Consider the following 26,004-nt stretch of genomic DNA (forward strand, 5'->3'; position numbering starts at 1 on the left):
CACGGCTGCGCGCCGTCAGGACGCGGGAACGGCCGCGACGGCCTCGGCGATCTGCGGGACGTACTCGTCGAGCGCCCACGGGATGCTCAGCGGCGACGCGACGGACACGGCCATCCCGAGCGTCGTGTCGATCATCGGCAGGTACGAGCCGCGCTGGAACGCGGGGATCTGCTGCCACAGCGGCTGCGCCTCGGTGGCCTGCTGCTCGGTCTCGTCGTTGAACCACGTGAACAGCACGTCGGCGTCGGCGAGCTGGTCGGCGTTCTCCAGGCCGAGCGTCGCGGCGAACGTGCCCTCGCTCGCCGTCAGGCCCGCGACGGACGGTGCGAGCTCGAGCCCGAGGCCGGTGAGCAGCGACACGCGCGTGTCACCCGGCAGGTAGACGCTGAGCGTGCCGGGTGTCCCGCCGTACACGTACGCGAACGTCGTGCCCGCGAACTCCGGGTGTGCCTCGGCGGCCTCGGTGAGCGCGGCCTCGCGCGCCTCGAGCACCGCGTCGGCCTTCTCGGGGACGCCGAGCGCCTCGGCGGAGATCCGCACCTGGTCCTCGATGGTCGTCTGCCACGGCTCGCCGGGGTAGGCCACGACGGGCGCGAACTCGGAGAGCTGGTCGAAGACGTCCTGCTCGAGGCCGGACTGCGGCGCCAGGATGAGGTCGGGCTCGAGGCCGACGAGCGCCTCGACGTCGAGCTCCGGGTACATCTGGACGGTCGTCGGCAGCTCGCCGCCGTCCTCCTCGATCGCGGCGCGCAGCCACGGCTGGTAGCCGTCCTCGTCGCCGCCCCACGCGTCCTCCTCGACGCCCACGGGCGTGACGCCGAGCGAGTACGCGATGTCGCCCGAGCCCCAGCCGAGGGTCACCACGCGCTCGGGCGCCTCCTCGATCACGGCCTCGCCGAGCGCCGACTCGATCGTCACCGGGAAGGCGCCGCCGGCGGTCTCCTCGGGCTCGGCCGCGGTGTCGTCGGACGCGCAGGCGGTGAGGGTCAGGGCGAGGGCCGCGGCGGTCGCGGCGACGACGGCGAGCGGCCGACGGCGGGACGTGCGTGCAGGCACGGGTGGCTCCGTTCAGGTTCGACGAGGAGGCGCGTGCGCGGCCTGCCCCCCAGGGCCGCCCGCGTGAAGGTAAGCCTAACCTTCGCCGAGTCCTCGGCGGACCGCGATCGCGTCACACCCGGACGACCGTGACCGCTGCCGCGTCACGGCGTCCCGCGCTCGCCCCGCTCGGGGTCGAGCTCGCCGTCGGAGCCCGTGCCGCCCTCGTCGGACTCGTGCGCTTCCGGGCAGAAGGCGGCGCCCGCCGCCGGCCGGCCCGTGGGGCCGTGCAGGATCGTGCGGGCGAGCAGCACGACGTCGACGCCCGCCCGGGTCGCCGCGTCCCGCAGCAGGGTGCGCGCCTCTGCGACGCCGACCTTGCGCGAGGCGGCGACGAAGCCGACCGCGCGCTCGACGAGGTCGTGGTCCGCGAGCCGGCCCGCGGCGTCCCGCGCGTCGGTGAGTCTCCGGAACGGCACGTCGCCGTTGGTCACCGCCGGCCCGCCCTGCACGCCCAGGGTCCGGCGCACGGCGTCCTGGCGCCCGTCGAACGCCGCCGGGTCCGAGGCGTACAGCGTGAGCTCGCCGGTCAGCGCCACCTCGCCGTCGAGCGGGAACGACAGGGTGCTCCGCACGCGGCCGGTGGACGACGACTGCGCGTGCTCGGCCCAGCGCTCCTCGCTCAGCGGGTCCGCGACGGCGTCCTCCCGGCCGTCGAGCACCCCCGCGGCGTACGTGCCGCCGAGCAGGTCCTGCACCCCGTCGAGCGCGTGCGCGACGTCGTCCGACGCGACGAGCGCGAGGGTGAGGCCGTGCTCGCCGAGCGTCAGGCTCAGGCCCACGAGCGAGGGGACGAGCCGTGCCACGTCCTGCGCCATGCGCTGCATCGTCGCCGCGAGCCGGTCCTGGTTGCCGGCGTCCAGGGACGCGAGCAGCCGTGCGGTCTCGGGGATCGGGTCCACCGTGCGCTCCTCACGCCTGAAGGCGGGTCGCGTGTCGGCGCACCTGGGTCCATGATCCACCCGGGGAGCGGCGAGCGCGCGGGTCCGGCTCGTCTCGACGGGCGCACGAGGTCGTCACCTGCGGGACGGCCCGCAGAAGTCACCCACGGCCGAGGCGGCGGCGCCGTCGTCGGCCGCGCGACCGGCGACCTGCGGTGGACTGCGCCGGCGAGCGCGCGACGAGCTGGGCCGGCGCTGCCGGGGCGACGCCCGTCACGCCCTCGATGAGCGCCGCGGCGACCTCCCGCGGGTCCACGTCCCGGTGGAGCGAGGCGCTCTCCAGCACGACCCGCGCGTCGGCGGCCGAGCAGCGGTTCTCGGCCATGATCACGCCGACCGCCTGGTCGATCACGGCCCGCCCGGCGAGCGCCGACCGGAGCTCCGCCGAGAGCTCCGCCCGGTCCGCCCAGAGCAGGCAGACCTCGAGCGTGCGGGCGACCTCCTGCGCGTCGAGCTCGGTGCGCACGAGCGCGGCTGCGTCCCACGACTCCTGCAGCGTGCTGAGCACGGTGAACCTGACGGCGCAGCCCTCGCGCACGGTGCGCGTCACGACCGCCGCCGTCCGGTAGCCCGCTGCGCAGGAGCTCGGCGGTCCCAGGAACCGGTTCCACGGCGCCCCTTCCCTCCGTTTCTCGGTGGTGGCTCAGCGGCAGGCTCAGCGCTCGTCGAGCCGGGCGTGTGACCCTGCCGGCGCGCCCGAGAGGACGCCGACCACGATGCGCGCGGCGACCTCGAGGCTCACCTCGACGTCCGCGGACGTGCGCCTCAGCACGTCGAGCGCCTCGTCGGGCGAGCACGCGCTGCAGTGCATGATCGCGCCGACGGCGTGCTCGACCGTGACCCGGGCGCCCATCGCGGTGCGCACCTCGGTCGCGGCGTGCGCGGCGGTCAGGACCGCGACCCGGCTCTGCACGGCGCGGGCGATCGTGCGCGCGTGCTCCTGCGCGACGGCGAGCAGCTCGTCGTCCCACGGCTCGGGGCTGCGGAAGTAGACGTTGAGCGCGACGGCAACGTCCGGCGCGACCGGCGCGGGCACGGCGACCGCCGACACGAAGCCCTCGTGCAGCGCCTGCTCGCGCCACTGGGGCCACTGCGTGACGTCGGCGATGCGCGGCAGGAGGACGGCCTCCTGGCTCTTCATCGCCTGGAGCCACGGCCCGTGGTGCAGGCGCGACTCGACCGGGTCGCAGCGCGCGGACGCCCCGTCGCTGCTCGCGACCCGCAGCATCGCGCCGTGGTGCCGGAACGTGATGCTCGAGCCGGCCGCGTCCCCGAACGACGTCGCGACCTCGAGGGCGAGCTCGTGGAGGTAGGTGACCTCGGCCACGATCTGCCGGCCCGTCCGGCGGGGGCTCCCGCCCGTGCACCGGTGACGCCGGCCCCGAGCGGGCGGGCGAGATGCCATCGACCCCTCCACCTTGGCACACCACGCGGGCCGTGGACCCACCCGCGACCCTCCGGTTCTGCCGGTCCGGCCGAGGTGCTGCCGCGTGCGCCGCGACTCAGCCGAGACCGTGCCCCGTGAGCCGCTCGAACGCCTCGACGTACCGGGCCCGCGTGCGCTCGACGACCTCGGCCGGCAGCGCGGGCGGCGGCGCGTGCCCCGCGCGGTCCCAGCCGGACGCGGGCGACGTGAGCCAGTCGCGCACGAACTGCTTGTCGAAGCTCGGCTGGGCGCGACCCGGCTCCCACGCGTCCGCGGGCCAGAACCGCGACGAGTCCGGGGTCAGGACCTCGTCGCCGAGCGTGACCTCGCCCGTCACGGGGTCGGTGCCGAACTCGAGCTTGGTGTCCGCGAGGACCACGCCGCGCTCGCGCGCGATCCCCTCGGCGCGGGCGTACACCGCGAGCGTGAGCTCCCGGAGCCGCTCGGCCGCCTCGGCGCCGACGGTCCGCGCGACCACGTCGAAGCTCACGTTCTCGTCGTGGTCGCCGAGCTCGGCCTTGGTCGCGGGCGTGAAGATGGGCTCCGGGAGGCGGGAGCCGTCCACGAGGCCGGTCGGCAGCCGGATCCCCGTGACCTCGCCGCCCGCCCGGTACTCGGCGAGGCCGGAGCCGGTGAGGTAGCCGCGCGCGACGCACTCGACCGGGAACATCTCCAGCCGGCGGCACACCATCGCGCGCCCCGCGAACGCCGGCGGGACGTCACCGGGCTCGTCGCCCGGCTCGGCGGTCACGACGTGGTTCGGCACGAGGTCCTCGAGCTGCGCGAACCACCACAGGCTCAGCTGCGTGAGGACGATGCCCTTGTCCGGGATCTCGGACGCGAGCACGTGGTCGTACGCGCTGATCCGGTCGCTCGCCACGACGAGCACGACGTCGCCGTGCCGCTGCTGCACCGCGCGGCCCGCCTCGGTCGCGGCGTCGGGGACGTACAGGTCGCGGACCTTCCCCGAGTAGGTGTGGGTCCAGCCGGCCGGTGCGGTCGTCGCGCTCACGCGCACATCCTGCCGCACTCACCCCGACCGGACGGTCGCGCGCCCGAGGGTCAGGAGGTCGCGCGCCACCGGCGGCGGCTCGGGCGACGTCCACATCTGGTTCGTCAGGAGGATCGCGACCAGGTCGAGCTCGGGGTCCGTGGTCCACGTGGAGCCGAGCCCCCCGGCCCACCCGTAGCCGCCTGCGGCCGTCCCCGACGCCGGGTCACGCGCGACCTGCACCCCGAGACCGAACCCCCAGCCCAGCGCCCCGCCGGGCTCCGGCGACGACGTCGCCCGCTGCTCGGGCGTCAGGTGGTTCGCCAGCATCGCGGCGGCCGTCCCGGGGCTCAGCACCTGGCGTCCCTCGACCGACCCGCCGGCCCGGAGCATCGCCGCGAGCGCGTGCACGTCGTCGACCGTCGAGACGAGCCCGTCGGCGCCGCTCGCGAACGGCGGCGGCGCGCTCCACTGCCCCTCGGCGGGGTCGTACACGCCTCGCTCGCCGGTCGACGGGTCGGGCGCGTAGCAGGGCCCGAACCGGTGCCGGTCCTCGGGGGCGACCCAGAAGCCGGTGCTGCGCATGCCGAGCGGCGCGAGCACGCGCTCGGCCAGCACGTCCGCGAGCGGGGCGCCGGCCGCGCGCGCGACGAGCACCCCGAGCACGTCGAGGCTCAGGTGGTAGAGCCACCGCGTGCCGGGCTGGTGCTCGAGGGGGACGCTCCCGAGCAGCGCGAGGTACTCGTCGGGCGTCGGCATCCGGGCCGGCGCGGGCGGCCCGGACGGCAGCCCGAGCTCGGCGAGCCGCCGCATCGCGGGCTGGTCGTGGGCGCCGGTGAAGTCCGTCCCGAGGCCCAGCCGGGAGGTCAGCAGGTCGCGCGCGGTCACCGGGCGCCGCGCCGGGACGCACCGGTCGAGCGGACCGCCCGGCTCCGCGAGGACCTGGCGGTCGGCCAGCTCCGGGAGCAGCCGGTCCACGGGCTCGTCGAGGTCGAGCACGCCCTCGTCGACCAGGCGGAGCGCCGCCACCGCGGTGACCGGCTTGGTCATCGAGGAGATCCGGAACAGCGCGTCCCGGGTCACCGGCGTCCCGGTCGCGGTGTCGAGGACACCGGCGCCGCCGACCGCGACGTCGTCGCCGTGGCGGACCAGCCACACCAGCCCGGGCACCGCCCCGGACGCCACGTGCGACGCCATCGTCTCCCGGAGCCGCTCGACCCCGGCCGGGTCCAGACCGTCCACGTCCCGCTCCTCGCCCTCGCCCGCACGTCGTCCCCGGGGACGACTCCCGCACGGGACGGAAGTCATCGACCGCGCAAGACGCCGACACCGCGCGACGCCGCGCGGCCGCCCGATGGCGCGCCGCCGTCGCCCGTCGCACCCTGGGGACAGCACAGTCGCGGAAGGCAGCGACGTCGCCGCCGAGCTGTGCGACGAGGTCGAGCACCTGGCCGGGGAGGGCCCCTGCCTCACCTCGATGGACGCGGGCTCGGTGCTGGTCGTCCCGCAGGTCGAGGCGGAGACCCGGCGGTCGGCGTGGCGTGAGGCGTCCACCCTCGCCGGGTTCGCCTCGTCCGCCGCCGTGCCAGGCCGTCGGCATCGTCATGGTGCACGAGGGCGGCGGACCGCATGACGCGCTCGCCCACCTCGAGGCGAGCGCCCTCGCGCACGGCGTCACCCTGCGCGCGGAGGCGGCGCGCGTGGTCGGCGAGCTCAGCCCGTAGGCCGCCGCCGCTACGGCGCCAGCACGACCGTCTCGCCCGAGCCGATGACGAGCACGCGCCCGTCGGGCAGCGCCTCCAGGTAGCCCTCGGCGACCGGCGCCGGCGCGCGCCACAGCTCCCGGCCCGTCTCGGCGACCCGCGCCAGGAGGTCCGTCCCGCCGTCCCCACGGACGGGCATCAGGAGCACACGGCCGTCCGTCACGAAACGCACGCCGGTCTCGGGGGCCGGGTCCTCGCGGGTCCAGACCGTCGCGCCGGTGCGCGCGTCGAGGGCCGTGAGCCGCTGCTCGTCGCGCAGGATCACCAGACCGGCGAGCACCGCGACCTGCCAGGAGGACACGCGCGAGCGCCACAGCTCGTCGCCGGTCCGCGCGTCCACGGCCATGATCCCGGGCCGCTTCGGCGACGACAGGAGCAGGGTCTGCGGCGCGCTGCCGTCGTCCGCGACCGGGCGCAGCGCGTAGCCGCCGGTCAGGAAGCGCTGCTCGCCGTCCTCGTCCTGCACGACGATCTCGAAGCGCTCCTCGCCGATCGCGGTCGAGACGGCGACCCCGCCGTCGGCCAGGGGCAGCCGGTCGAGCTCCTGCACGACCGGCCGCGTGCTCCCCTCGGTGCCGACGACCTCCCCGGTCCACGCGTCGAGCGTCACGGACACGGCCCCGGAGGCCACGGTCATCGTGTCCCCGCTGATGGAGCTGCCGACGCCCTGGGAGTCCAGGTCGACGCGCGGGCCCACGTACGCCCAGGTCCGCTCGCCCGTGAGCAGGTCCCACCGGCCCGCGACGACCCGGCCCTCGTCGTCGAGGCCGAGCGACGCGACGCCGTCGTCGACGTCCGAGGTCGAGCCCGTGCCCGGGCCGGAGACCTCGAAGCGGCGCAGCACGCCGCCCTCCGCGGGGTCGAGCACGGTGACCTCGGTGCCCTGCTCGTCGATGCCTCCGCTGCGGGAGTCGGCGCACCCGAGCACGGCCTCGCCGGCCTCGAGCCGTGCGGGCGGCGCACTCCACGGTCCGAAGCGCCGGTCGTCCGGGCCGAGGCGCTCGAGCCAGCACCACCCCGCCCCGCCGACGGGCTGCTCCCAGCGGGTCTCGCCGTCGCGCACGCCGACCCCGAGCACCCCCTGGTTCGTGCCGCCGTGGAGGACCGCGACGTCCCCGACGACCCCGACCACGCCCTGGCGCGGGGCCCGCCACACCTCGGCGAGCGGCTCGGCGAGGGACACCGTGAGCCCGTCCGTGCCCGCCAGCCGCGCCGCCTGCGCCCGGTCGGCACGCCACTCGACGGCCCCGACGACGCCGACACCGAGCGCCACGACCGTGGCGGTGACCGCCCAGGCCCGTCCGGGCACCCGCCGCACGAGCTCACGCCAGTCGGCGCCGGGCTCGGCCTCGGGCGCGACGTCGTCGCCGACCGTCTCGACGAGCTCGACGTCGACCTGGCCCTGCCGCGGCGCACGCACGGGCCGACGCTAGCGCGGCACGCGCACCGGCGGGGGCGACGCCCACGCGTCCCCGCGCTGCGTCAGGCCGACGGCCCCAGCGACACCGCGCTGCGTCAGGCCGACGGCCCCAGCGACACCGCGCGTGCGATGTCGGTGCGGTGGTGCGAGCCCGCGAGCTCGATCTGCTCGACGCCCGCGTAGGCCGCCGCGCGGGCGTCCGCGAGGTCGGCACCGACGCCGACGACCGAGAGCACGCGACCGCCGGCCGAGACGAGGCGGGCGCCCGCGAGCGCGTCGTCGTCGTCCCCGGCGGGGTTCTGCTGGAGCGCGGTGCCGGCGTGCAGCACGTGCACCCCGGGGACCTGCTCGGCGTCCTCGATGCCGGTGATCTCGTCACCGCCGCGGACCGCGCCGGGGTAGCCCTCGGACGCGACGACGACCGTCACGGCGGCCTGGTCGCTCCACTCGAGCGGGGGGAGGTCCGCGAGCGTGCCGGTCGCCGCGGCGTGCAGCACGCCCGCGAGCGGCGTCGCGAGGCGGGCCAGCACGACCTGGGTCTCGGGGTCGCCGAAGCGCGCGTTGAACTCGACGACCTTGGTGCCGCGCGTGGTGAGCGCGAGGCCGACGTACAGCACGCCCGCGAACGGCGTCCCGCGGCGGGCCATCTCGTCGATCGTCGGCTGCGCGACGCGCGTGACGACCTCCTCGACGAGCCCGCGCGGCGCCCACGGCAGCGGCGAGTACGCGCCCATGCCACCCGTGTTGGGGCCGCGGTCGTCGTCCTGCGCGCGCTTGAAGTCCTGCGCGGGCACCAGGGGGACGACGGTCGCGCCGTCGGACAGGCAGAACAGCGAGACCTCGGGGCCGTCGAGGTACTCCTCGATCACGACGCGCGCGCCGGGCTTGGCGAGGCACGCGTGGGCGTGGGCGAGGGCCTCGGCGTAGTCGGTCGTCACGACGACGCCCTTGCCCGCGGCGAGCCCGTCGTCCTTGACGACGTAGGGGGCGCCGAGCTCGTCGAGCGCCGCGGCGGCCTCCTCGGGGGTCGACGCGACGCGCGGCTCGGCGGTGGGGACGTCGGCGGCGGCCATGACCTCCTTGGCGAACGCCTTGGAGCCCTCGAGCTGCGCGGCCTCGCGGCTCGGCCCGAACACCGCGATCCCGGCCTCGCGCACCGCGTCCGCGACGCCCGCGACGAGCGGGGCCTCGGGACCGACGACCACGAGGTCGACGCCGAGCGACCGGGCGAGCGCGGCGACCTCCGCGTCGTCGAGCGGGTCGACGCCGTGGATCCGGGCGTGCTGCGCGATGCCCGGGTTGCCGGGGGCGGCGTGCAGCCCGGTGACCTGGGGGTCGCGGGACAGCGCGCGGACGAGGGCGTGCTCGCGCGCGCCGGTGCCGATGACGAGGATCTCCACGGCGGGGAGCCTACCGAGCGCCGCAGCACCCGGCCCGGGGTGTCCGTCGGGCCGGCGCGCCACCGGCAGGGGCCCCGGTTGCGGCGCCGGTGCCGCTCGGGTGGAGTGGGGACGCCCTCGCTCGCGCCGACGCAGGGCCGCCGCACTCGGGGACGGACGACGATGACCGCACACATGATCGTGCTGGGCGCCACGGGCGACCTCACGCGCCGCTACCTGCTCCCGGGCCTGACGCAGGTGCTGCACCTCGTCGAGGGCGGGCTGCGGCTGGTCGGCGTCGCGCAGGACGACCTCACGCCCGACGCGTTCCGCGAGCACGTGCGCGGCGTCGTCGCGGAGCACCCCGGGCACGGGCCCGCCGAGCAGGTGCGCGCGCTCGCCGACGAGGCGGGCTTCGTGCACGGCGACGTGACCGACCCCGCCACGCTGCAGCAGGCGTTCACGGAGGCCGCGGCCGAGGGCGACGAGCCCGTGGTGCTCTACCTCGCGCTGCCGCACGTGCTGTTCCGCGACGTGATCTCCGCGCTGGGGAAGTGCGAGCGGCCCGCGGGCCTGCGCGTCGTCGTCGAGAAGCCGTTCGGCGAGGACCTCGAGGGCGCCCGCACGCTGAACGCCGCGCTGGCCGCCGTCGTCCCCGAGGACCGCACGTTCCGCGTCGACCACTTCCTCGCGAAGCAGACCGTGATCAACCTGCTGGGCCTGCGGTTCGCGAACGCGGTGCTCGAGCCGCTGTGGAACAGCAAGTACGTCGAGAGCGTCGAGATCGTGTTCGACGAGACCGTCGACTCCCAGTCCCGCGGCAGCTACTACGACCGCTCGGGCGCGCTGCGCGACATGGTGCAGAACCACCTGCTGCAGCTCCTCACGTACGTCGCGATGGAGCCGCCGCTGTCGGTCGGCCCGTCGGACCTGTCCAAGCGCAAGGTCGACGTGCTGCGCGCGGTGCGCGAGCTGTCCCCCGAGGAGGTCGCGCGCTCGACGGTGCGCGGCCGCTACACGGCCGGGGAGGTCACCGGCAAGGACGGCGCGACGCGGCAGGTCGACTCCTACGTGGACGCGAAGGGCGTCGACGCGGCGCGCGAGACGGAGACGTACGCCGACGTGACGCTGTCCATCGACAACTGGCGGTGGGGCGGCGTGCCGTTCCGGCTGCGCACCGGCAAGGCGCTCGACGCGGACCGGCGCGAGGTCGTCGTCCGGTTCCGGCCCGTGCCCCACGACGTGTTCACGGGGCAGCACGCCGAGGCCAACGAGCTGCGCCTCCAGCTCGACCCCGACCGGATGTCGCTGCGGCTCAACGTCAACGGCATGGGCGACCCGTTCGACCTCGAGACCGTGCAGCTCGACACCGAGCTCGCCCGCCAGGACCCGACGCCGTACGGGCAGCTGCTGCTCGCGGTGATCGCCGGGGACACCCGGCTGTCCGCGCACGCCGAGGAGGCCGAGGAGGGCTGGCGCATCGTGCAGCCGATCCTCGACGCGTGGGCGGGCGGCGCGACGCCGCTGGTCGACTACCCGGCGGGCGGCGCGGGACCGGAGCGGCCGCGGGGCTGACCGCGGCGGGCGCGCGCTCGCTAGCCTCGGACGGTGCCGAGCCCAGCAGAGATCGTCCGCCACTTCCCCGACGACCCCGACGGCCTCGAGTGGGTCGCTCCCCCGCAGGGCGGCCCGATCACCGTGACCGCCCACGACCCGGCGTGGGCGGACGCCTACGAGGAGCTCGCCGCCCGCGTCCGGCGGGCGCTCGGCGACCGGGTGCTCGCGCTCGAGCACGTCGGCTCGACGTCCGTCCCCGGGCTGGACGCGAAGCCGATCATCGACCTGGACCTGACGGTCCCCGACTCGACCGACGAGGCCGCGTACCGCGCGCCGCTCGAGGCCGAGGGCTTCACGCTGAGCCTGCGCGAGCGCGCCTGGCACGAGCACCGGGTCTTCGCGCACGCCGAGCCCCGCGCGCACCTGCACGTGTGGAGCCCCGACTGCCCCGAGGTCGTCCGGCACCGGCTCTTCCGCGACTGGCTGCGCGAGCACCCCGAGGACCGCGCCGCGTACGCCGCCGCGAAGCACGCCGCCGTCGACGCGCTGCGCGTCCGCGGCGGCGGGTCCGGGATGGACTACAACGCGCTCAAGGAGCCGGTCGTCCACGAGATCCTCGAGCGCGTGTTCCGCGCGCACGGGCTGCTCTGAGCCCAGGGCGCCCGCTCGGCGGCGCTCAGCTCCGGGGGCGTGACGCGCAGACCACGCCGGTGCACTGCGGCTCGTGGCCGTTGCCGGACGCGACGTTGCCCCCGAGGTCCACGGCGCCGGGCGCGAGGACGCCCCACCCCGTGCTGTGCGTGACGAGGTTGCCGCCGAGCTCGACGGGACCGGTCGTGAGGATCGCGTCCCCGTTGCGCCGGAACGTGCTGTCGAGGACCTGGAACGGCCCGAGACCCTCGGCCGGCGCGCTCGCACGCACCGCGACCCCGTTGCGCCGGAACGTGCTGCCGACGACGCCGCCGGACTCCCCGACGAGGTCGACCACGACCGCGTTGTCCGTGAGCACGTCGTCGACGAGCCAGGTGCTGCTCTCGACCCCGCCGGGGGCGACGACGACGTCGCTGCGCCGCACGGTGCTGCGCTCGATCCGCACGCTGCCCCACTGCTTCGTGCCGCCCACGACCACGCGGTTGCGGACGAGCACGCTGTCCTCGACGAGGACGTCCCCCTCGCCCACCAACGCGACGACGACGTCGTTGTCCCGGAGGTCCGCGCCGCGCAGCACGACCCGGCTGGCGCGGGCGACGACGACCTCCGCGTTCCGGGCGAAGGTCGAGCCGTCCGCGGTCACCTGGCCGTGGAAGAAGCTCTCGACCGCGAGGTCGTTGCCGACGAAGCGTGAGCCGTGCACCGCCAGCGTGCCCCACCACGCGGGGTCCCGGCCCCAGCCGACCGCGGTCACGTTGTCGCGGAAGGTCACGTCCACGACCTGCCGGTCCACCGACGCCTCGGACTCGGGCGGCCACACGTCGTCGGACCGCACGGCGACGTCCCACCCCCGCAGGGTCCCGCCGGAGACCGACTGCGCACCGCCTCCGGCCGGGTTCGTCACGAGCACGCCCGTGCCGCTCCCGCCGCCGTCCAGCACGTGGCCGGCGAGGTCGAGCGACGCGTCCGCCCCGAGGCGCACCCCGACGCCGTCGCAGTCCAGGTCGGTCGCCAGGTACGCCGGGCCGGTCACGGTGTCCCCGCAGCCGACCGCGACCCCCTCGGGTGCGGCCGCCCACGCCGGTGCCGCGACCCCCAGCGGCACGAGCAGGCCGGCCACCAGCCCCCGCACGAGCACCCGTCGTACGTCCATGGCATCCCCCTGGTCCGCAGCCACCCGGACCCCCAGTCGACGCCTGTCCGGCCCGCGGTTCCAGCCCGGACCGGGGTGAGACGGCTGCCCCTAGGGGCGAAGGACGGGGTCGTGCGGCCGGTCGTCCGCCGCCTCGTGCGGCGTCTGCGGTGCGGCCCGGCGCGCGGTCAGGTCGACCGTCTCCTGAACGCCGCGCGGGGAGTCGCACACCACGCCGGTCCGCGGGTCGAGGCGCGGGTCGGCCGCGAGCGCGTCGAGCTCCGCGAGATGGGCGTCCGGGTCGAGGAGCAGTCGCGCCGCCCGGTCGACGAGCGCGTCGAGCTCGGGGTCGTCGGGCGCGTCGACCTCGGTGAGCTCCCCGTCGGGCCCGACGGCCGGCGCGGTCATGGCGCCCCACAGGTCCCACAGCAGCAGCTCGTGCCCGGTCAGGTGGGCGAGCTCGACGACGACGTAGTTCCGCACGAACCAGCGCCCGCGCAGCGGCAGGTCGGGGCTCACGCCGTAGCCGTCGAGGTCCGCGGCGGTCAGGCGGCCCGCGCGGTGGTCGAGCCAGAGCCGCGACGCCGGCCGGAACGGGCTGCCCCGCCCGGTGCCGAGGTCCGACACGTCCACGTCGCGCCAGTCCGCGGGGTCCAGCTGCGCATCGACGCGCACCCAGTCCGCCTGGTCCGCGTCCCAGCGCTCGGCGACGACGTGGTCGTGCGCGAAGTCCGGGCGCAGGTACGGCGCGAACCCGACGCGGCTGCGCGCCGGGACACCGTGCTCGCGCAGCGCGGCGACGTGGAGCAACGTGAAGTCGCGGCAGCAGCCGACGAGGCACGCACCGACGTCCCGCGGCTCGGCCAGCGGCGCCGCGTCGCGCTCGGCGAGGCGGGCGAGCATGGCCTCGACCCAGCGGCTGTCGATGTCGGCGAGCCGGTCGGGCGGGAAGGTCAGGCCGGACGCGGCGTAGTGCACGACGAGCCCGCGGACCGCGGCGGCGAGCGCGCCGGGGTCCGCCGGGAGCGTGCGCAGCAGCGCGGCGTGCGCGCCGGGGTCGGTGAACGGGGTGTGGGTGCGGTAGCGGTCGAGGGCCTCGCTCCGGGCTCCGGCGCGGGTCACGGGGCGACCTCCGCGCGCGTGCCGGCGTCCGGCCCCGGCGCGCCGGCGCCCGGTGCTCCTGCGCCGTCGGCGCCCGCCGTCGCACCCGCGTCCGCGGCCGGCTCGAACGGGTACGCGATGTCGACCGCGGGCGTCGACTCGTCGACCGCGACCCAGTCCGCGAAGTACACCTCGCGCGGGTCGAGCGTGCGCGTGTGACCGTGCTCGGCGAGCCACGCGGCGACCGCGTCGAACGCGAACATGATGTGCGGCGCCCGGACCTCGCCCTTGGTGATCCGGGCGTACGCCTCGTGGTGCGCGGGCTCGACACGGACCGTGACCTCGGTGGTCGGCTGGACGGTGCCGCTGAACGGGACGCACACCTCGACGAGCCCCGCGGAGTCCGTGGTGGACGACGAGTGGTACACGGTCCAGTCGATGTCCCGGGCGGTCGCCCCGCACTCCTCGAGGTGCGCGCGCAGCCGGCCGATCGCCTCCGGGATGTACCGCGGGAGGTCGGGCTGCAGCACGTGCGCCGACGTCGTGGCGACCTTCTCGTCGGGCACGTGCCGCGTCAGCACGGGGATCACCGGCCGCTCGGCGCCGTCGAGCTCCGTCAGCAGGTACCGCACGACGCCCTCGCGCTGCCGGTGGTCGTCGGCCTCCCCGCGCCACCAGGCCCGCAGCCGCTCCGGGTCCCGGTCGGCCAGCAGCGCCCCGATGTCGGCGAGCGGCATGCGGACCTGCCGCAGGAGGCCGATGAGCCGGGCACGGTCGAGCTGGCCGGTGTCGTAGTACCGGTACCCGGAGCCCGGGTCGACGCGCGCGGGCGGCAGCAGCCCGAGCTCGTCGTACAGGCGCAGCGCCTTGAGGCTGAGCCCGGACCGCTCGGCGAGCTGGCCGATCGTCAGGAGCGCGGGTGGCTGGTGCGTCGTCGTCACCCCGTCACTGTCGACCCTGCCCCAGGGGGAGGGTCAAGGGCGACACGACGGACGCCGGCGACGCGACGGCACGGGGCCCGGCGGCGGCGCCGGCCTCAGCGCCGGCCCGCCCCCAGCGCGTCGAGCACGGCCTGTGCGACGGCCTCGCTCGACTGCGGGTTCTGCCCGGACACCAGGTTGCCGTCGCGCACCACGAAGCTGGCCCACGCCGGGCCCTCCTCGACGACCGCGCCGCGCTCCCGGAGCCGGGTCGCGACGAACCAGGGCGTCGTCTCGCCCGTGCCGCCCGTGCGCTCCTCCTCGTCGGTGAACACCGCGAGCCGACGGCCGGCGAAGACGAACCCGCCGTCGTCGGTCGTCGCGGACAGCAGCCCCGCCGGCCCGTGGCAGAACGGGGCGATCACGAGGCCGCCCTCGTCGGCCTGGGTGAGCAGGCGACCCAGCGCGGGGTCGACGGCGAGGTCCACCATCGGGCCGTGCCCGCCCGGCAGCACGACGGCGTCGAACCCGCTGACCTCGACGCTCTCGAGCGGGACCGGCGCGTCGAGCGCGGTCCCGATCTCGCGGAGGTAGGCGTGCAGCTCGTCGACCTTCTCGGCGCTGCCGACGGTCTTCTCGTCGAGCGACACCGGGTCGACCGTGGGGCGCGCGCCGCCCGGCGTCGCGACGACGACCTCGTGCCCGGCCTCGCTCAGCGTCCGGTGCGCGACGACGAGCTCCTCGGCCCAGAACCCGGTCGGGTGCGCGGTGCCGTCGGTGAGCACGAGGGTGTCGGCGGCCGAGACCACCATGAGGACGCGGGACACGGGAGGCTCCTGTCGGACGGGTGCGGGGACAGCACGAGTCTGGGCGATCGACGGCCGGAGCGCGCCCCGGGTCGTCCGGGCCTGCCCCGCCCGCCGGTGCAGCGCGGCCGCCCGGGTGCGACCGGCACACCACGCGGGTCCGCTCAGACGGTCCCGAGCCGCGTGCGCAGCACCGCGAGCTCCTCCGTGAGCCGCTCGGGCAGGTGCGTGCCGAACCGGGCGAAGAACTCCTCGGTCAGGTCGCACTCGGCGAGCCACGAGGCGGCGTCGACGCGGAACAGCTCGTCGAGGTCGTCGGCCGGCACGGCGAGCCCGCGCAGGTCGAGCGCGCCCGGCGTCGCGGCCGGGTCGCCGCCGGCGGCCGGCAGGAGCCCCACCGGGGAGTCGACGACCTCGCCGGCGTCCGCGTCCCCCGCGACCCGCCCGAGCACCCACGCGAGCACGCGGGAGTTCTCCCCGAAGCCCGGCCACAGCCACCGGCCGTCCTCGCCCTTGCGGAACCAGTTGACCTGGAAGACCGCCGGGAGCGGGACGCCGCGCGACTCGAGCTCGGCGCCGAGCCGCAGCCAGTGGCCCCAGTGGTCGGCCATGTTGTAGCCGCAGAACGGGAGCATCGCGAAGGGGTCACGGCGCAGGGCACCGACGGTGCCCTCGGCGGCGGCGGTCTGCTCCGAGGAGATCGTCGCGCCCATGAACACGCCGTGCGCCCAGTCCCGGGCCTGTGCGACGAGCGGGACGTTGCTCGCGCGGCGGCCGCCGAACAGGATCGCGTCGATCGGGACGCCCGCGGGCGAGTCCCAGTCGTCGGCGATGGTCGGGCAGCGGTCGGCGGCGACGGTGAACCGCGAGTTCGGGTGCGCGGCGGTCGTGCCCGACTCCGGCGTCCAGTCGTTCCCGCGCCAGTCGGTCAGGTGGGCGGGCGGCTCGTCCGTCAGGCCCTCCCACCAGACGTCGCCGTCGTCGGTCAGCGCGACGTTGGTGAAGATGACGTCGGAGCGCAGGGTCTCGATCGCGGTCGGGTTGGTCGACGGGCCGGTGCCGGGGGCGACGCCGAAGAACCCGGCCTCGGGGTTGATCGCGCGCAGCCGCCCGTCGGTGCCGGGGCCGCCGGGCCGCATCCAGGCGATGTCGTCGCCGATGGTCTCGACCGTCCAGCCGGGCAGCGTCGGGCGGAGCATCGCGAGGTTCGTCTTGCCGCACGCCGAGGGGAACGCGGCCGCGACGTGGAAGACGCGCTGCGCGGGGTCGGTCACGCGCAGGACCAGCATGTGCTCCGCGAGCCAGCCCTCGTCGCGCGCCATGACCGACGCGATGCGCAGCGCGAAGCACTTCTTGCCGAGCAGCGCGTTGCCGCCGTACCCGGACCCGAACGACCAGATCTCCCGGGTCTCGGGGAAGTGCGCGATGTACTTCGTGCGGCTGCAGGGCCACGGCACGTCGGCCACCGGCGTGCCGTCGCGGCCGACGAGCGGCGCCGCGACGGAGTGGATCGCGGGCACGAAGTCGCCGTCGGCGCCGAGCAGGTCGAGCACCGCGGTGCCGACGCGCGTCATGACCTGCATGCTGACCACGACGTACGGCGAGTCGGTGACCTGCACGCCGAGCTGGGAGATCGGGCCGCCGAGCGGGCCCATCGAGAACGGGACGACGTACATCGTGCGGCCGCGCATCGAGCCGGCGAACGCCCCGCGCAGCTCGGCGCGCATCGCGGTCGGCTGGCGCCAGTTGTTCGTCGGGCCCGCGTCCTCCTCGCGCAGCGAGCAGATGAACGTGCGGTCCTCGACGCGCGCGACGTCGTCGGGGTCCGACCGCGCGAGGTAGCTGTTCGGGCGCAGCTCGGGGTTCAGGGGGACGAGCGTGCCGGCCTCGACCATGCCGTCGACGAGCCCCTGCTTCTGCTCGGCCGACCCGTCGACCCAGACGACGTCGGCGGGCTCGGTGAGCTCGGCGATCCGCTGCACCCAGGCGCGCAGCCGCCAGTGGGTCGTCGGGGCGGGGGCGTCGGCGGCGCGGCGGCCGCCCGGCGCCGGCGGCGCGGCGGCGGGCCGGACGTCGGTGCGGACGTCGGTGCGGGGCTCCGGTCGGGCGTCGGGGCGGTCGATGACGGTCATGGGACGGACCTCCTGCTGCGGGTGGCTCGGGCGGTGCGGACGGCTCGGACGGTGCGGACGGCTCGGCGAGGGCGACGACCTCCCTTCCACTGTGGACCCGCCTCGGCGCACTTTCCGCGCCCCCTGGGTGTCAAGAACCGCTGTTCTTTCGCTACCGTCAAGCCATGACCCCCGACGACGTGGGACCCATCGCCCCGGACCGTCCGCTGCCCCCCGGAGCCCCTGGAGCGGACCCCGCCGCCCCGGCCCGCCGACGGCCCGACGGCAGCGACCTGCTCACCCTCGGCCGCCGGATCCGGCACTTCCGCACGGCCCGGGGCCTCACCCTCGACCAGCTCGCGCAGGCGACCGGCGCCGCCCCGAGCCAGCTCTCGCTCGTCGAGAACGGCCACCGCGAGCCCCGCCTGTCGCTGCTCCAGGAGCTCGCCGCCGCGCTGCACGTCGAGGTCGCCGAGCTCCTCGCCCCCGAGCCCCCGAGCCGCCGCGCCGCGCTCGAGATCGCCCTGGACCGCGCGCAGCGCTCGCACCTCTACTCGGGTCTGGGTCTGCCCTCCGTCCGCCCGAGCCGCGGCATGCCGGTCGAGGCGCTCGAGGCCCTCGTCGGGCTGCACGCCGAGCTCGCCCGCCGCGAGAGCGAGTCGATCGCGACGCCCGAGGAGGCCCGCCGCGCCAACACCGAGCTGCGGCTGTGGATGCAGGAGCGCGACAACCACCTGCCGGAGATCGAGCGCGTCGGCGAGGACCTGGCCCGCAGGGCCGGGTACACGGTCGGCGCCCTCACGCACCGGGCCGTCGCGCGCATGGCCGAGCAGCTCGGCTTCCAGATCCTGCACGTCGACGACCTGCCGCACTCGACCCGCACCGTGACCGACCTCGCGAGCGGGCGCATCTACCTGCCGCCCGCGTCGATCCCCGGGGGCCACGGGCTGCGCTCGCTCGCGCTCCAGGCGATCGGGCACCGCGTGCTCGGCCACGACCGGCCGGTCTCCTACGCCGACTTCCTGCGCCAGCGCATGGAGATCAACTACTTCGCCGCGTCGTGCCTCATGCCGCGCAGCGCCGCGCTCGAGTTCCTGGGCGCCGCCAAGCGCGCCAAGGACCTCGCGATCGAGGACTTCCGCGACGCGTTCGGCGTCACGCACGAGGCCGCGGCGCACCGGTTCACGAACCTCGCGACGAGCGAGCTCGGGCTGCCCGTGCACTTCCTGCGCGTCGGCGACGACGGCGCCCTGACCCGCGGGTACGAGAACGACGGCATCACGTTCCCGACCGACCCGACCGGCGCGATCGAGGGCCAGCCCGTGTGCCGGCGCTGGGCCGCGCGCGGGTCGCTCATGCGCCGCGACCGCACGACCGAGTACCACCAGTACACCGACACCCCGCAGGGCACGTACTGGTGCACGTCCCAGACCGGCGCGTCCGAGTCGGGCGAGTTCTCCATCACCGTCGGCGTCCCGTTCGCGCACGCGTCGTGGTTCCGCGGCCGGGACACCGCACTGCGCACGCAGTCGCGCTGCCCGGACCCGTCGTGCTGCCGGCGGCCCGACGCCGAGCTCGGCCGCCGCTGGCGCTCGGCCGCCTGGCCGTCGGCGAAGCTGCACGCCCAGGTGCTCGCCCCGCTGCCGCAAGGCACGTTCCCGGGGGTCGACGACGCGGAGGTGTACGCGTTCCTGGAGCGGCACGCGGCGCGCTGACGCGGGCGTCGCGATCAGCCGCCGTCGCTCCCGGCCACCTCGCCGCCCGACCGCGGGCCCCGCTCGCCGGCCCCCGTCGCGTGCACGAGCTCCGCGACCTTCGCTGTCAGGTGGCGCTGCTCCGGCAGGTTCGTCGCGCGCGCCGCGGCGCGTCGGTAGTGCGGGAGGGCCGCCGCGGCGTCCCCCGCGAGCTCGTGCAGGTAGCCGCGGACGGCGTCGACCCGGTGGGTCGACGCGAGCCGGTCGTCGAGGCCCGCCAGCAGCGCGAGCCCCGCCTGCGGACCGTCGACCATCGCCGCGGCGACCGCCCGGTTGAGCGTGACGACCGGGTTGCCCGTCAGCCGCTCGAGCGCTCCGTAGAGCGCGAGGATCCGCGGCCAGTCCGTCGCGTCCGCCGTGGGCGCACGGTCGTGCACGGCCGCGATCGCCGCCTGCAGCGTGTACTCGCCGGCGGGTCCTCCGCGCAGCGCGGCGTCGAGCAGGTCCAGCCCCTCCGCGACGCGCGCCCGGTCCCAGAGCGTCCGGTCCTGCTGCGGCAGCGGGACCGGGTCCCCCGCCGCGTCGGCGCGTGCGGGCCGCCGCGCGTCGACCAGGAGCATGAGCGCGAGCAGGCCCGTCACCTCGGCGTCGGCCGGCAGCAGCGCCCGCACGAGCCGGGTGATCCGGATCGCCTCGTCGACGAGCTCGACCCGGTGCAGGTCCTCTCCACGGCTGCTCGTGTACCCCTCGTTGAACACGAGGTAGAGCACGTGCAGGACGCTGCGGACCCGGGCCGGCAGCTCGTCGGGCGTCGGCCGCGCGAACGGCGCACCCGAGCCGCGGACCGTCTGCTTCGCGCGGCTGATGCGCTGCGCCATCGTCGCCTCGGGGACGCCGAACGCGTGCGCGACCTCGGCCGTCGTGAGGCCGCCGACGGCGCGCAGCGTCAGCGCGATGGCCGACGCGGGGGTCAGGGACGGGTGGCAGCACAGCAGGAGCACCGTGAGGGTGTCGTCCTCGCCGGCCGGCCGGGCGCCGGCGGGCTCGTGCTGCGCCGCCAGGAGCTCCCGGCGCCGGCGCGACGCCTCGCTGCGCACGTGGTCGACGAGCCGGCGCGTCGCCGCCTGCAGCAGCCACCCCCGAGGGTTGTCCGGCACCCCGTCGCGCGGCCAGTGCGTCGCCGCCGCGAGGAGCGCCTCCTGCACCGCGTCCTCGGCCGCGTCGAAGTCGCGGCTGCGCCGGGCGAGCACGCCGAGGACCTGCGGCGCGAGCCTGCGCAGCAGGTCCTCGACGTCCGGGGCCAGGTTCAGCGATCGCCGCCGGCGGTGTCGAGGAAGGCCCGCATCTCGTCGACGCCCGACGGGCCCTCGTCCATGACCTGCCGGACGTGGACGGGCTGCTGCGTCGGACGCCCGCCCTGCCCGGGCACCGCCGAGACGCGCGCGGCGATCTCGACCGCCCGCTCCTCCGACTCGACGTCGACGATCTGGTAGCCCGCGACCCACTCCTTGAACTCCTGGAACGGCCCGTCCGTCACGACCGGCGCACGCTGCCCGTCCGACGTCACGATCTTCGCGAGGTCGGGCCCCGTGAGGATCGTGGCCTCGACGAGCTCGCCGTTCGCGACGAGCTCCTCGTTGAGGACGCGGTAGTGGTCCAGGTGGGCCGCGATCTCCTCGGGGGTCCACTCCGACATCGGCGTCTCGTCGACGCCCGGCTGGAAGTTGACCGCCAGCAGGTACCGGGTCATGTCGTCACCCTCTCTCGTGGTGGTGCCCAGCGTGGCACCGTCACCCCCTGGACGGAGCCGGCCGCGGGTCCTCGACATCCCCGCCGAGGTCGATCCACGCCGGCGACCGCGCGGGGGCGTCCCCCGCGCCGAGCTGCTGCGCGACGACCTCGCAGGTGCCCGCGACGCGCGGGCGACCGGTCCGCCCTCCGCCTAAGGTGAGGGGCCGGCTCTCTCGGGAACCGGACGCAGTCCCGGGGGGGACCGCTCGGGGAGGGGGGACGTGTCGGGGTCGAGGAGCGGGCGCATCGTGCGGGCCTTCGGCCTGCCCTGCCTGCTCGTCGCTGCCATCCTCAGCGCCGACACGCTCGAGGGGCCCAAGACGGCGTTCGTCGGCGTCCTCGCGGTCACCCCCATGCTGGCGGCCGTCTTCGGCGGCCCGGCGACGGTGGTCGCCGTGGGGGTCGTGGCGCTCACCTCGGGCTGGCTGTTCGGGCTGCACGCGCACGACGGGCAGGTGGCGGCGCAGCAGGTCCGGCTGGGCGTCATCGCGGTCATGACGCTGCTCGCCGCGGTCGCTGCCGCCGAGCGCGTCCGGCGGGAGACGGCGCTCGACCGCCTGACCCTCGTCACGCTGGCGGTGTCGGAGGCCGTCATCCGCCCTCTCCCGGACACGCTCCGCGGCGTGGGCATCGCCGCGCGCTACACCGGCGTCGAAGCTCAGGCGCACGTCGGCGGGGACGTCTACGAGGTGCTGTCGACGGCGCACGGCGTGCGGGCCGTCCTCGGGGACGTCCGCGGCAAGGGCCTGTCGGCCGTGCGGCTCGCCAACTACGTGCTCGGCGCCTTCCGCGAGGCCGCACGCCGGGAGGAGTCGCTCGTCGACGTCGTGCGCGCCATGGAGGCGCTCGTGCGGGCGGAGGGCGGCGACGAGGACTTCGTGACGGCGGTCGTGGTCGAGGTCACGCACGACGGCGCAGTGACGGCGATCTGCTGCGGTCACCCGGTGCCCGTGCTGCTGACCGCGGACGGACCCCGCCCCGCCGACGTGGTCCCGGACCTGCCGCTCGGGCTCGGCGCCGGGCGGGTCGACGCCCGACGCCTCGCGCGCGGGCCCGTCCGCGTGCTGCTGTTCAGCGACGGTCTCACCGAGGCGCGCGACCGGGGCGGCCGCTTCCTCGACGTCGACGCCGCCCTCCGCCGCCACGCAGGAGCGTCGGGCGCCGACCTCGTGGACGCACTCCAGCGCTCGGTGGCCGACCACACCGACGGCGAGCTGCGGGACGACGTCACGCTGCTGTGCCTCGGCGTGCCGGAGGGACCGCTCGTCGGCGAGCCGCCGCAGTCGCCCGCAGAGCTCGTCGAGCACCAGCGGTCCCCCCGCACGTGAGCACCCGGGAGCCTCGCGGCACCGGCGCGCCCGCGTCCCTCACCGGCGTCCGGGCCCGGTGGCTCGACGTCGGAGGAGTCCGACCGACGTCGGGCCGCCGCGCGTGCTGCCGCGGTCAGAGCACCGAGAACCCTGCCGGGAGCGGACGCCGGCCGGTCGTGGCGAGGAGCAGCGGCGCGGCGGCCCCGTCCTCGACCGCGAGCGCCGTGACCAGCCCGAGGGTCTGCCGGGCGGCGGACGCCGGCACGTCGGCAGGCACGCCGAGCGCCACCGCGAGGTCGGCGGTGTGCACCGTGAGCTCGAAGGTCCGGGTCGGCAGGTAGTCCGCGAGGCGCATCCCGCCGGCGACCGAGGTGAGCAGCTCGGTGCCGTCGCACCGGCGGACGAGCGCGCCGACCCGGGTGGCGATCTCCCCGGCCGCCGCGGCGGGGTCGTCGCCGAGCGCCCGGCCGGCCTCGCGTCCGCGCTCGGCGACGCTCGGGCCGGCGGCGATCTCGCGCGTCGCCCGGTAGTAGCCGACGGCCGACGCGACCTCGACGGCCGCCGCCGGCTGCGCGAGGTAGGCCTCGACCGTGAGGAACGAGCGGCTCGTGTGCCCGACCAGGGCCCGCACGTCCCACTCCCCGAGGCCCGGCTCGCCCCAGCGGTCCCCCACCTGCGCGACGGTCCGGACGAACCAGTCCGCCGCGTCCGCGAACGCGACGCGGGACTGCTCCCAGCTCTGATCCATGCGGCGAAGGCTAGACGGCGCCCGGGACGGGGTCACGCACGGCGACGAGGGCACGGACCGCCACGACCAGCGCGCCCCGCCCCGCTCCCGGTGCACGCACACGGGCGCGGGACCCGCAGCGGGGGACGCGCGACGCGCGCCACGGAGACACGCGGCGGGCGGCCGGTTGCCCGTTCCGGCGCGATGTCCGGGTCGTCCTGGTCCGTGTGGGTGGTGCCGAGCACACTGGCTCGGGTGTCCACCATCACCGCGCACGGCCTCGTGCAGACGTACGGCTCCGTCCGGGCGCTCGACGGCCTGGACCTGACCGTCGAGGAGGGGACCGTGCTGGGCCTACTCGGCCCCAACGGCGCCGGCAAGACGACCGCCGTCCGCGTCCTGACGACGCTGCTGCGGCCCACCGCCGGGACCGCCACGGTCGTCGGGCTGGACGTCGTGCGGGACGCGAAGGCGCTCCGCTCGCGCATCGGCGTCTCGGGCCAGTACGCCGCGGTCGACGAGAACCTCACGGGCTTCGAGAACCTCGACATGGTCGGACGGCTCTACCACCTGGGGGCGCGGCGCTCGCGCGAGCGGGCAGACGAGCTGCTCGAGCGCTTCGACCTCGTGGACGCGGCCCGGCGGCCCGTGAGCACCTACTCGGGCGGCATGCGGCGGCGTCTCGACCTCGCGGGCGCGCTCGTCGCCGAGCCGGAGGTGCTGTTCCTCGACGAGCCGACGACCGGGCTCGACCCCCGCAGCCGACTCGCGATGTGGGACGTCATCTCGGAGCTCGTGTCGCGCGGCACGACGCTGCTGCTCACGACGCAGTACCTCGAGGAGGCCGACCGGCTGGCGGACCGCATCGCGGTGATCGACCACGGCCGCGTGATCGCCGAGGGCACGTCCGACGAGCTCAAGGCGCAGGTCGGCGGCGAGCGCGTGCACGTCACGGTGACGCGCACCGAGGACCTCGCCCGCGCGAGCCGGGCGCTCGGGGCCGTCGCGGTCGGCGACCCGGTCGTCGAGGAGCACAGCCGCACGGTCACGGCCCCGGTCGACGGCGGGTCGAACGCGCTCGTGGGGGCCCTGCGCGCGCTCGACGACGCGGGGGTCGAGGTGCTCGACGCCGGCATCCGCCGGCCGACGCTCGACGACGTGTTCCTGAGGCTCACCGGGCACGAGGCCGAGGACCGACCCACCGAGGAGGTCCGCGCATGACCGGCCTGGCACAGGCGCTCGGCGACGGCTGGACCGTCACGCGCCGCAACCTCATCAAGATCAAGCGCGTCCCCGACCTGCTCGTCGGGTCGATCATCTCGCCGATCATGTTCGTGCTGCTGTTCGCCTACGTGTTCGGCGGGTCCATCGCGCTGCCCGGGACGCCCGAGGTCGACCCGGACCTCTACCGGCAGTTCCTCATCGCCGGGATCTTCGCGCAGACCATGATCTTCGGCGCGACGATCACCGGCTCCGGCATGGCACAGGACCTCAAGACCGGGATCATCGACCGCTTCCGCTCGCTGCCGATGGCGCCGTCCGCGGTGCTCGTGGGCCGCACGACCGCGGACGTCGTCAACAACGTCCTGACCGTGCTGATCATGACGCTCACCGGGCTCGTCGTCGGCTGGCGGATCACGACGTCGGTCGGCGAGGCGGCGCTCGGCTACGTGCTGCTGCTGTTCTTCGCGTACTGCATCAGCTGGCTCATGGCCTACGTCGGGCTGCTCGTGCGCACGCCCGAGGTGTTCAACAACGCGACGTTCATCGTGATCTTCCCGCTGACGTTCATCGCGAACACGTTCGTGCCGTCGGACAACCTGCCGCCCGTGCTGCGGACCTTCGCCGAGTGGAACCCGGTCTCGAGCGTCACCCAGGCCGCGCGCGAGCTGTTCGGCAACATCCCGCCGGGCACCCCGGAGCCGACGTCGTGGCCGCTGCAGAACCCCGTGCTCTACACGCTCGCGTGGGGCGTCGTGCTGCTGCTCGTCTTCGTACCGCTGACGGTCCGCCAGTACCAGCGGGCCGCCGCGCGCTGACCGGCCCGGCCGTTGCGGGCGCGCGCGGTGGTGCGGCTGCGCGTTCTGCTGCCCGCGTACGCGCCTGTCCGGCGAGCCCGCGCGCTGGCAGGCTCGCCGGCATGAGACTCCTCGTGCTCGGCGGGACCAGGTTCCTGGGCCGCGCGGTCGTGGCCGACGCCGTCGACCGCGGCTGGGACGTCACGACGCTGCACCGCGGGGTCACGGGCAGCCCGCCCGCGGGCGTCCGCACGCTCGTCGCCGACCGCACCTCGACCACCGACCTCGGCCGGGCGCTCGACGGCGGCACGTGGGACCTCGTCGTCGACACCTGGTCGGGCTCGCCGCGGGTGGTCTCGGACGCCGCGGCGCTGCTCGCCGGGCGCACGGGCGCCTACAGCTACGTGTCGAGCATCTCGGTCTACGCGTGGGGCACGCACGTCGACGAGACCTCGCCGGTCGTCGAGGGCGACCCGCGCGCCGAGGACGGCGAGTACCCGGCGCTCAAGCGCGGCGCCGAGCTCGGCGTCCTCGCCGCGCACCCCCAGGCGCTGCTCGCGCGCGCCGGGCTGCTGCTCGGCCCGCACGAGGACATCGGGCGCCTCCCCTGGTGGCTGACCCGCATCGCGGAGGGCGGGCGCGTCGTCGCGCCCGGGCGCCCCGACCGGCCGCTGCAGTACGTCGACGCGCGGGACGCGGCCCGCTGGCTGCTGTCGGGGCTCGAGCAGGGGCTCGGCGGCGCGGTCGACGTGGCGAGCAGGTCCGGGCACGCGACGACCCGGTCGCTGCTCGAGGCGTGCGTCGCGGCGACCGGCTCGGACGCCGAGCTCGTGTGGGTCGACGAGGCCGCGCTCGACGCCGCGGGCGTGCAGCCGTGGACGCAGCTGCCCTGCTGGGTCCCGGAGGCCGGGGAGTCCGCGGGCTTCCTCGAGGCCGACACGTCGCGCGCGGCGGCGACCGGGCTGGTGTGCCGCCCGGTCGAGGAGACGGTCACGGACACCTGGCGCTGGCTGACGACGGACGGCGCCCCCGCACAGCGGCCCGACCGCCCCCGGCACGGGCTGCCCGCCGACCTCGAGGCCGCGCTGCTCGGGCCGGCCTGACGCCACGACCGCTCCACGCCGCTCGTCCGCCGCCCACCGCCGCGCCGCCTGCGCCACGGCGCCTCCAC

Annotated in this window: 23 protein-coding genes; 7 read left to right on the forward strand and 16 right to left on the reverse strand. The window is 76.1% G+C overall.

Annotated elements, in window-relative coordinates:
* Positions 1–15: 15 nt before the first annotated feature.
* The 8 genes from NXY84_RS19470 to purD form a co-directional block, all read right to left on the reverse strand.
* On the reverse strand, positions 16–1,056 hold the full coding sequence (locus NXY84_RS19470; protein WP_258724679.1) for an iron-siderophore ABC transporter substrate-binding protein: 1,041 nt from the start codon (positions 1,054–1,056) through the stop codon (positions 16–18).
* 143 nt (positions 1,057–1,199) lie between these two features.
* Positions 1,200–1,997: an ANTAR domain-containing protein gene (locus NXY84_RS19475; RefSeq protein WP_258724680.1), complete on the reverse strand. Its 798-nt coding sequence runs from the start codon at positions 1,995–1,997 to the stop codon at positions 1,200–1,202.
* A gap of 139 nt (positions 1,998–2,136) precedes the next feature.
* Positions 2,137–2,586, reverse strand: a complete 450-nt coding sequence (locus NXY84_RS19480; protein WP_258724681.1) for an ANTAR domain-containing protein — start codon at positions 2,584–2,586, stop codon at positions 2,137–2,139.
* Positions 2,587–2,691: 105 nt separating this feature from the next.
* Entirely contained in the window at positions 2,692–3,441 is a 750-nt protein-coding gene (locus tag NXY84_RS19485; protein WP_258724682.1) for a GAF and ANTAR domain-containing protein, read from the reverse strand.
* Between the two features lie 97 nt (positions 3,442–3,538).
* Positions 3,539–4,480: a phosphoribosylaminoimidazolesuccinocarboxamide synthase gene (locus NXY84_RS19490; RefSeq protein WP_396126406.1), complete on the reverse strand. Its 942-nt coding sequence runs from the start codon at positions 4,478–4,480 to the stop codon at positions 3,539–3,541.
* A gap of 12 nt (positions 4,481–4,492) precedes the next feature.
* Positions 4,493–5,695: a serine hydrolase domain-containing protein gene (locus NXY84_RS19495; RefSeq protein ID WP_258724684.1), complete on the reverse strand. Its 1,203-nt coding sequence runs from the start codon at positions 5,693–5,695 to the stop codon at positions 4,493–4,495.
* A 492-nt stretch (positions 5,696–6,187) separates the two neighbouring features.
* Positions 6,188–7,636 carry a PQQ-binding-like beta-propeller repeat protein gene (locus NXY84_RS19500; protein WP_258724685.1) on the reverse strand — a complete coding sequence of 483 codons (1,449 nt, stop codon included), beginning with the start codon at positions 7,634–7,636 and terminating at the stop codon, positions 6,188–6,190.
* 95 nt (positions 7,637–7,731) lie between these two features.
* Positions 7,732–9,036: a phosphoribosylamine--glycine ligase gene (purD, locus tag NXY84_RS19505; RefSeq protein WP_258724686.1), complete on the reverse strand. Its 1,305-nt coding sequence runs from the start codon at positions 9,034–9,036 to the stop codon at positions 7,732–7,734.
* Positions 9,037–9,198: 162 nt separating this feature from the next.
* Here purD and NXY84_RS19510 point away from each other — a divergent pair, with 162 nt between their 5' ends.
* Positions 9,199–10,590, forward strand: a complete 1,392-nt coding sequence (locus NXY84_RS19510) for a glucose-6-phosphate dehydrogenase (RefSeq protein ID WP_258724687.1) — start codon at positions 9,199–9,201, stop codon at positions 10,588–10,590.
* Between the two features lie 33 nt (positions 10,591–10,623).
* Positions 10,624–11,223, forward strand: coding sequence for a GrpB family protein (locus NXY84_RS19515; protein WP_258724688.1), 600 nt, complete (start codon positions 10,624–10,626; stop codon positions 11,221–11,223).
* A 25-nt stretch (positions 11,224–11,248) separates the two neighbouring features.
* On the opposite strand, the gene NXY84_RS19520 is transcribed toward NXY84_RS19515, so the two are convergent.
* The 5 genes from NXY84_RS19520 to NXY84_RS19540 form a co-directional block, all read right to left on the reverse strand.
* A complete protein-coding gene (locus NXY84_RS19520; protein WP_258724689.1) occupies positions 11,249–12,376 on the reverse strand; it encodes a hypothetical protein in 1,128 nt (375 codons plus the stop codon).
* Positions 12,377–12,466: 90 nt separating this feature from the next.
* Positions 12,467–13,477 carry a transglutaminase-like domain-containing protein gene (locus NXY84_RS19525; RefSeq protein ID WP_258724690.1) on the reverse strand — a complete coding sequence of 337 codons (1,011 nt, stop codon included), beginning with the start codon at positions 13,475–13,477 and terminating at the stop codon, positions 12,467–12,469.
* Positions 13,474–14,397, reverse strand: coding sequence for a MerR family transcriptional regulator (locus tag NXY84_RS19530; RefSeq protein ID WP_258724691.1), 924 nt, complete (start codon positions 14,395–14,397; stop codon positions 13,474–13,476). Before NXY84_RS19530 ends, NXY84_RS19525 begins: the two co-directional genes overlap by 4 nt.
* Before the next feature lie 95 nt (positions 14,398–14,492).
* Positions 14,493–15,203 (reverse strand): type 1 glutamine amidotransferase domain-containing protein, encoded by a 711-nt coding sequence (locus NXY84_RS19535; protein WP_258724692.1) that lies wholly within the window; start codon positions 15,201–15,203, stop codon positions 14,493–14,495.
* Positions 15,204–15,346: 143 nt separating this feature from the next.
* Positions 15,347–17,314 (reverse strand): phosphoenolpyruvate carboxykinase (GTP), encoded by a 1,968-nt coding sequence (locus NXY84_RS19540; RefSeq protein ID WP_258724693.1) that lies wholly within the window; start codon positions 17,312–17,314, stop codon positions 15,347–15,349.
* A 164-nt stretch (positions 17,315–17,478) separates the two neighbouring features.
* Between NXY84_RS19540 and NXY84_RS19545 the strand changes: the two genes are divergently transcribed.
* Entirely contained in the window at positions 17,479–19,008 is a 1,530-nt protein-coding gene (locus tag NXY84_RS19545; RefSeq protein ID WP_258724694.1) for a helix-turn-helix transcriptional regulator, read from the forward strand.
* Between the two features lie 14 nt (positions 19,009–19,022).
* Here the strand turns inward: NXY84_RS19545 and NXY84_RS19550 are convergent, their stop codons facing one another.
* Together NXY84_RS19550 and NXY84_RS19555 are read right to left on the reverse strand one after the other, a co-directional pair.
* Complete coding sequence (locus NXY84_RS19550; RefSeq protein WP_425322232.1) at positions 19,023–20,297, reverse strand: RNA polymerase sigma factor; 1,275 nt, start codon at positions 20,295–20,297, stop codon at positions 19,023–19,025.
* Positions 20,294–20,737 (reverse strand): YciI family protein, encoded by a 444-nt coding sequence (locus tag NXY84_RS19555; RefSeq protein WP_258724695.1) that lies wholly within the window; start codon positions 20,735–20,737, stop codon positions 20,294–20,296. The genes NXY84_RS19550 and NXY84_RS19555 overlap by 4 nt, the downstream gene beginning before the upstream one ends.
* A 262-nt stretch (positions 20,738–20,999) precedes the next feature.
* On the opposite strand from NXY84_RS19555, the gene NXY84_RS19560 reads away from it, so the two are divergent.
* Entirely contained in the window at positions 21,000–22,106 is a 1,107-nt protein-coding gene (locus NXY84_RS19560) for a PP2C family protein-serine/threonine phosphatase (protein WP_258724696.1), read from the forward strand.
* A 115-nt stretch (positions 22,107–22,221) separates the two neighbouring features.
* Here the strand turns inward: NXY84_RS19560 and NXY84_RS19565 are convergent, their stop codons facing one another.
* Positions 22,222–22,836 carry a maleylpyruvate isomerase N-terminal domain-containing protein gene (locus NXY84_RS19565; RefSeq protein WP_258724697.1) on the reverse strand — a complete coding sequence of 205 codons (615 nt, stop codon included), beginning with the start codon at positions 22,834–22,836 and terminating at the stop codon, positions 22,222–22,224.
* A gap of 234 nt (positions 22,837–23,070) precedes the next feature.
* Here NXY84_RS19565 and NXY84_RS19570 point away from each other — a divergent pair, with 234 nt between their 5' ends.
* The 3 genes from NXY84_RS19570 to NXY84_RS19580 all read left to right on the forward strand — a co-directional run bounded on the left by NXY84_RS19570 (position 23,071) and on the right by NXY84_RS19580 (position 25,936).
* Positions 23,071–24,036 carry an ATP-binding cassette domain-containing protein gene (locus NXY84_RS19570; protein WP_258724698.1) on the forward strand — a complete coding sequence of 322 codons (966 nt, stop codon included), beginning with the start codon at positions 23,071–23,073 and terminating at the stop codon, positions 24,034–24,036.
* Complete coding sequence (locus NXY84_RS19575) at positions 24,033–24,854, forward strand: ABC transporter permease (protein WP_258724699.1); 822 nt, start codon at positions 24,033–24,035, stop codon at positions 24,852–24,854. The genes NXY84_RS19570 and NXY84_RS19575 overlap by 4 nt, the downstream gene beginning before the upstream one ends.
* Before the next feature lie 101 nt (positions 24,855–24,955).
* Positions 24,956–25,936 carry an NAD-dependent epimerase/dehydratase family protein gene (locus NXY84_RS19580; RefSeq protein ID WP_258724700.1) on the forward strand — a complete coding sequence of 327 codons (981 nt, stop codon included), beginning with the start codon at positions 24,956–24,958 and terminating at the stop codon, positions 25,934–25,936.
* Positions 25,937–26,004: the final 68 nt, after the last annotated feature.

Source organism: Cellulomonas sp. NS3 (genome assembly GCF_024757985.1).
Classification (GTDB): domain Bacteria; phylum Actinomycetota; class Actinomycetes; order Actinomycetales; family Cellulomonadaceae; genus Cellulomonas_A.